This window comes from Vibrio sp. Of14-4 (assembly GCF_022347625.1).
GTDB lineage: Bacteria > Pseudomonadota > Gammaproteobacteria > Enterobacterales > Vibrionaceae > Vibrio > Vibrio pristinus.
Genome location: NZ_JAKRGI010000014.1, coordinates 110,419 through 116,519, shown reverse-complemented (window position 1 = coordinate 116,519; position 6,101 = coordinate 110,419). Strand labels below are relative to the sequence as shown.

The 6,101-nt window shown below is 43.7% G+C and carries 7 protein-coding genes; 3 read left to right on the top strand and 4 right to left on the bottom strand.

The features are described 5' to 3' along the window. Positions 1 to 45 precede the first annotated feature (45 nt). Both MHN79_RS14595 and MHN79_RS14590 read right to left on the bottom strand, forming a co-directional pair. Positions 46 to 627: a uracil-DNA glycosylase family protein gene (locus MHN79_RS14595; protein WP_239173473.1), complete on the bottom strand. Its 582-nt coding sequence runs from the start codon at positions 625 to 627 to the stop codon at positions 46 to 48. Further along, entirely contained in the window at positions 627 to 1,550 is a 924-nt protein-coding gene (locus MHN79_RS14590) for a D-2-hydroxyacid dehydrogenase (RefSeq protein ID WP_239173472.1), read from the bottom strand. The genes MHN79_RS14595 and MHN79_RS14590 overlap by 1 nt, the downstream gene beginning before the upstream one ends. Positions 1,551 to 1,620: 70 nt before the next feature. Between MHN79_RS14590 and MHN79_RS14585 the strand changes: the two genes are divergently transcribed. Continuing rightward, positions 1,621 to 2,208: a DUF416 family protein gene (locus tag MHN79_RS14585; protein ID WP_239173471.1), complete on the top strand. Its 588-nt coding sequence runs from the start codon at positions 1,621 to 1,623 to the stop codon at positions 2,206 to 2,208. A gap of 28 nt (positions 2,209 to 2,236) precedes the next feature. On the opposite strand, the gene MHN79_RS14580 is transcribed toward MHN79_RS14585, so the two are convergent. After that, complete coding sequence (locus MHN79_RS14580) at positions 2,237 to 3,328, bottom strand: hemolysin family protein (protein ID WP_239173470.1); 1,092 nt, start codon at positions 3,326 to 3,328, stop codon at positions 2,237 to 2,239. Positions 3,329 to 3,713: 385 nt separating this feature from the next. Between MHN79_RS14580 and hupA the strand changes: the two genes are divergently transcribed. Continuing rightward, positions 3,714 to 3,986 (top strand): nucleoid-associated protein HU-alpha, encoded by a 273-nt coding sequence (gene hupA, locus MHN79_RS14575; RefSeq protein ID WP_021707210.1) that lies wholly within the window; start codon positions 3,714 to 3,716, stop codon positions 3,984 to 3,986. Between the two features lie 45 nt (positions 3,987 to 4,031). After that, the gene (locus tag MHN79_RS14570) at positions 4,032 to 4,736 is read left to right on the top strand and encodes a DUF1481 domain-containing protein (protein WP_239173469.1); all 705 of its coding nucleotides are present in this window, start codon (positions 4,032 to 4,034) and stop codon (positions 4,734 to 4,736) included. A 39-nt stretch (positions 4,737 to 4,775) separates the two neighbouring features. Here the strand turns inward: MHN79_RS14570 and purD are convergent, their stop codons facing one another. Continuing rightward, on the bottom strand, positions 4,776 to 6,062 hold the full coding sequence (gene purD, locus MHN79_RS14565; RefSeq protein WP_239173468.1) for a phosphoribosylamine--glycine ligase: 1,287 nt from the start codon (positions 6,060 to 6,062) through the stop codon (positions 4,776 to 4,778). Positions 6,063 to 6,101: the final 39 nt, after the last annotated feature.

The window sequence follows — 6,101 nt, the reverse complement described above, 5'->3', positions numbered from 1 at the left end:
AACCCCAGCAGCAATGCTGGGGTTTTTTACTTTTATGAGCCCCAATCAATTATAAGGCTTTAAGACCTCACGGACATGTTGTCTGATAAATGGAACCACCTCAGATTCAAACCATGGATTGCGTCGCAGCCATAGCGTGTTGCGAGGCGAAGGATGAGGTAAAGGTACATAGTCAGGGGCCCATTGCTGCCAAAGCTGAACGGTTTCAGTTAGATTGTTGGGTTTGTCCTTTAAATAGTATCTTTGAGCATATTGGCCAATCAATAGAGTCATACGGATATTGGGTAACTGCTTTAAAACCGAGTTATGCCACAAGGGTGCACACTCTTGTCGCGGAGGTAAATCTCCGGATTTCCCTTTGCCTGGATAACAAAGTCCCATTGGCATAATCGCTATTTTACTCGGATTGTAGAATACGGAATGCTCAACCTGTAACCACTTTCTTAATCTATCCCCACTCGGGTCATTCCATGGCATATTTGTATTGTGAGCTTTGATTCCCGGTGCTTGACCTATGATTAGTAACCTTGCTTCTGTACCAGCTTGGATAATGGGTCTAGCCCCTAGAGCCAAATCTGGCTCGCATACTTTACATTGGCGAACCTCGTTGATGAGCTTATCGAGCATTAATAACCTTTTGTTAAGTCAACTTGGTTAATTAAGCTAAATCCATCTCGCCAGCGTTGGTAATTTTCTGCGAAAACTTCGATAACTTTGTCGGGAAAGCTGAGCGCGGCAATATGTGGTGTAATCGTGATAGATGGATGGTGCCACATAGGGTTGGATTTATCTAAGGGCTCTTGCTCGAAGACATCGAGAAATGCGTGCTCAATTGATTGGCTTTCGAGCGCTGAAAGCAGGCCTTTCTCACAGATGGCATCACCACGTCCAACATTGAACAATAATGCAGACGAACAATGAGATAAACTGGTTTCGTCGAGTATATGATGCGTTTGAGATGTGCTAGGCAATGTATTGACTATGATATCAGCTTTGCTGAGGATGCTATCAAGCTCTTGGATATGATAGGTGGCATCAAACGAGGAGTTGATTGTTGGTATACCACTTCGATTGATTCCTACTACCTTAATGCCAAAAGACTGAGCCACCTTTGCTAGGTGACTAGCTATTGAGCCTGTCCCTAGTGTGAGCATGGTCAGTCCGTCTAAAGTACGATAGCTCTTGGGTTGCCAGCTTGATAGGGACTGCGCCTCATGATAATGAGGAAGATGACGAAAGTGTTGCACTAAGTAGCCAATAATATACTCTGATATTTGTTGACCAAAGATCCCCTTAACATTAGTAAGAATGAAGTCGTCTGTTTTGGCTTTGAATATGGAGTCCACACCAGCATAAACAGATTGAATCCATTCCAGCTCTGGAAACTCATCCAGCCGCTTAACCGCTAACGCCGGTGAAGCTAATAGGATGCTCGCATCGCAAGGGGTAGTGACAATTTCGAGATCAGTTAGTTGTTTGTCCTCTAATAGTGATTGGTACTTCTCATTGTGTTCGGTAAGTAAATAGACTTTATTGGTGAATTTCTTCATCGTCTTGGCTTTTTTCCATTGTGGTTATCAAGTACACTTCTGCGGTCCATTTTTGAACCAATGAGCCTTTATGCTACAGAACCCTCTCCAACTTCGCCTTGAAAAGTTAGAACCATGGAAGCAGATTACCTTTATGGCCTGTCTGTGTGAACGCATGTATCCCAATTATGCGAAGTTTTGCGACAGTACAGCTTTCTCTGAATCTCGGATTTATCGCGATATTCTCGATAGTGTTTGGGAGCAGTTAACGGTAAAGAACGCCAAAATCAATTATGAGCGTCAGTTAGAAAAACTTGAAGAGATTATCCCTAGCTCAGAAGATTTTGAGTTTTATGGGGTGTATCCTGCAATTGATGCTTGCGTGGGCTTATCAACACTATTACATGGCTTACTTGATCGAGATGATCTTTTTGAAAGTATGCAGAAGGTAAGTCAGTTGTCAGTACAAACCGTCGCTGAGCTTGAGCAGGCTCAAACTGGCATCCAGTTAACCAATGATAATCAGAAGGATAATCAAGCGGTTAGTGAGGAGTGGGATGTGCAATGGGCAATCTTTCGTCCTCTTAAAGATGCTAACGAAAGAGACATCGATTTGATCAAAGACCTGCGTTTAGAGCTTAGAGAAGAAGGTGTAAGCAATATAGGCGTGTCATTGTAAACAGTGTAGGGGCTATTAGCCCCTGTATTTAATTTTCTTTGCTTTTATTCTCTTTTACAGCTGTTTCGTCATCATCGCTATTTTCAATGACTCCATGCTTAGCCTTCCATTTTTCCCATCGCTCGAAAGCGAGCTGCTGCATATCTGGAGCTCTGTCAGCTTCATCAACGATTTGCTCCCCAACTAGATGTTCAAATATATCTTCTAGAGTCAGTATGCCTTGTATCGTGCCATATTCGTCAACAATCATTGCCAGCTGAAGTCTTCTGGCCATCATCTGTTCAAATGCCTTAGGTAGAGATAGGGTATTTAAAAGTACATGGACAGGACGCATCACTGCCCCTAGTTGCTTATTACCTCCTCCAACTTGCTGTAATTTGAATATCTCTAGGCGGTGAACAAAGCCTAAGATATTATCTTTAGACTGGCTGTATACTAAAGGTCTTGAAAATGGCGAATCATGATATTGAGAGAGAAATTGATCTATGGTCATCTCTGCATCGACTCTAAATACCACCGGGCGAGGCGTCATGACCTGAGTGACTGGCACACCTTGAATACTTAGTAAGTTGCTCAGTATTTTTGTCTCTCCCTCGGCAAATTCTCCACTTTCTTTCGCCAAAAGTGCCATGGCTGATAGCTCTTCTCGCATTTTTGGTAACTGATGACCACTGGCTAGTCGTTTGGTAATTTGTTCTGAGAACCAGACGAAGGGTGCGAGTGTCCAAACCATCCATCGAAGAACTACTGCTGTTAAAGGGGCGAGTTGGCGCCAGTATGTTGCTCCGAGTGTTTTAGGCACAATTTCAGAAAGTACCAATATCCCGAGAGTTAATATTGCAGAGAATACACCTAACCATTCACTGCCAAAGACCACAGAGGCCTGCGCACCAGCGCTCGCGGCACCAATGGTATGTGCTATGGTGTTTAGGGTGAGAATAGAGGCTAAAGGTCGATCTATGTCTGCCTTTAATACTGTCCATTTCTCTGCGGCCGGGTGTGCTTGTTGACGAAGCTGAGCTATGTAGCTAGGAGTGATGCTAAGTAACACGGCTTCAAGTACAGAGCAAATAAAAGATATACCGATGGCGATTGAAACGTATATGGTGAGGAGTAACATAAATTTCCTATGTTGATGAAACTTTTCTGATTGTGTCAAAGATTGTGAATATTTCCTTAGTGACTCCAATAAGAAGTCCCATGAGGGTGGAACTGTTAGATTTTATTTTAATCAATATTGAGTTATTCGCTCTCCGTGCGCTTTGCGTCTTCCTCAACCCCCATCATGTCAGGCTTTGTTCATGATAATACCCTATAAATAGGGCTGTTTGTATTTGAAAGCAAGCAATGAAAAAAGAGATCAAGGTAACAAATTGTGAGTTAATACTCATATTATGGTTAAAAGTACGTCATTAAAGCGAAAGATCACTTACAAACCTTTGCCAGATAGGGCATTTATGTTTTAGAGTGAGCAGAATTCGATAACCTATAAGAAGGGAAACCTAATGAACAAGACCCAATTAATCGACTTTATTGCAGAGAAAGCAGATTTATCTAAAGCTCAAGCTAAAGCAGCGCTTGAAGCGACTCTCGATGGAGTGACAGATGCGCTTAAAGAGGGTGACCAAGTTCAGCTAATTGGTTTTGGTACGTTTAAAGTCAATCACCGTGCAGCTCGCACTGGCCGCAACCCTAAAACAGGTGCAGAGATTCAAATCGCTGCGGCAAATGTTCCAGCATTTGTTGCGGGTAAAGCTTTGAAAGACGCTGTAAAATAATTTATAAGGCGCCAAGATGGCTTTCCGTCTTGGCGCATCATAGTCATGAAAAAACTTCTACTCTCTTCACTAATCACTTCTCTAATTTTAGGTTGTTCTTCCAGCTCGCCATTACCTAATCAAGAACAATTTTCTTACTATACCGGTGGAAAAAGTGCTGGAGATGCCACTAGCCTCTATTGGTATACGGAAAAGTCGGCGTCACCCAGTTCTGCTGCGGATTATGTTACTGCTGGCGATTATGGTTGGTACCATAGCGACTATCGTTGGTCTCAAGGTAAACTCAGAGAGATGATTCGTGAAGGTGAGCGAATCAAAAACGATGCTCTAGTAAACTATCGTATTCACATTCGTTTTAATAAAGACGGAGAAGCCATTTATCAGTACTACCGTCTCGATGGAAAAATACTTCCGATTAAACCTACTAAACTGGCTCATTATATGAATGAGGCTACAAGCGCGGCGGATGTAGCGAAAGCTCAAGATAAGAAGGGCTTTAGATTGATTCAAGGTTTCTGGGATGGGGCTCATTTCGAAACATGCGAAGGTAAGAGCTACGATCATCTAGAGTTTAATCAGACCTTGCCGGCATTTGTCGTTAACCGCTTGTCTGATGTGGAAAATTATGTTGCCTTTGTCGGTAGCAGAAGAAGTAATAGTGTTGTAGTCGAGGGTTTACTGTTGCTTTCTGATGATGAGCATAAGTGTGTCGAGCGTCCTAGTCTGCTGAAAGAAGATAGTAATCCATAAAAAAGGCGCTCAATGCGCCTTTTTGAATTGAATGCCTATTTAAGCTTTCTCACGCTCTATTGCTCTGTAACCGATATCGTTACGATAAAACATCCCATCCCAGCGAATAGTCTCAACAAGCTCGTATGCTTGCTTCTGAGCCTGTGAGACCGTATCCCCTAGTGCAACGGCGCAGAGAACTCTCCCGCCATTAGTGACAATCTTTCCTTCATCATTTCGCGCAGTACCTGCGTGAAATATTTTTTGATCAGCCAGTGGCGAATTTGGTAAGGAGATAACATCACCCTTTGCATACTCTAGTGGGTAGCCGCCAGCGGCGAGAACGACGCCGATAGATGCACGAGGATCCCACTTAGATTCAGCTTGATTGAGCTTTCCATCGATGGCCATTAGACATAGCTCGACCAAGTCGGATTCCATTCTCATCATGATAGGCTGTGTTTCAGGGTCGCCAAAACGACAATTGTACTCAATGACTTTTGGTGTTCCTGCTTTGTCTATCATCAAGCCGGCATAAAGGAAGCCTGTATAAGGGTGTCCTTCTGCTTCCATACCGCGTACCGTTGGGTAGATAACTTCATGCATAATACGCTCATGAACTTCAGGTGTGACAACCGGTGCTGGCGAGTAAGCACCCATACCGCCTGTATTGGGGCCAGTGTCTTTTTCTCCCACACGCTTGTGATCTTGGCTGGTTGCCATAGGCAGAACATTCTTCCCATCGACCATAACAATGAAGCTTGCCTCTTCTCCATCGAGAAACTCTTCTATAACAACTCGGCTGCCCGCATCACCAAAAGCATTACCAGCCAGCATCTCTTGAATGGCATCTTCCGCTTCTTTTAAGGTCATGGCGACAATTACCCCTTTACCTGCAGCCAAGCCATCGGCTTTGACCACAATAGGAGCCCCTTGTTGACGCACGTAGGCAAGTGCTGGCTCAATTTCGGTAAAGTTTGCATAGGCTGCTGTTGGGATATTATGACGAGCGAGGAAGTCTTTGGTGAAAGCCTTAGAGCCTTCTAGTTGCGCTGCTGCCTGTGTTGGACCGAAAATCGGCAAACCAGCCTCACGGAAAGCATCGACGACACCAATAACCAAAGGCCCTTCTGGTCCAACTATGGTGAGTTCTATGTTCTTTTCTTGTGCAAATGAGACCAACTCAGAAATGCTTTCAACCTTGATATTAACATTTTCTAACTTTGGCTCTAATGCGGTGCCAGCGTTACCTGGAGCAACATAGACAACTTCTACATTGGGGTTTTGTGCCGCTTTCCATGCGAGTGCGTGTTCACGACCACCGGAACCAATAACTAAAACTTGCATATTCAAAATTCCTTGATTTCAAAATATCGTTTTTCGACT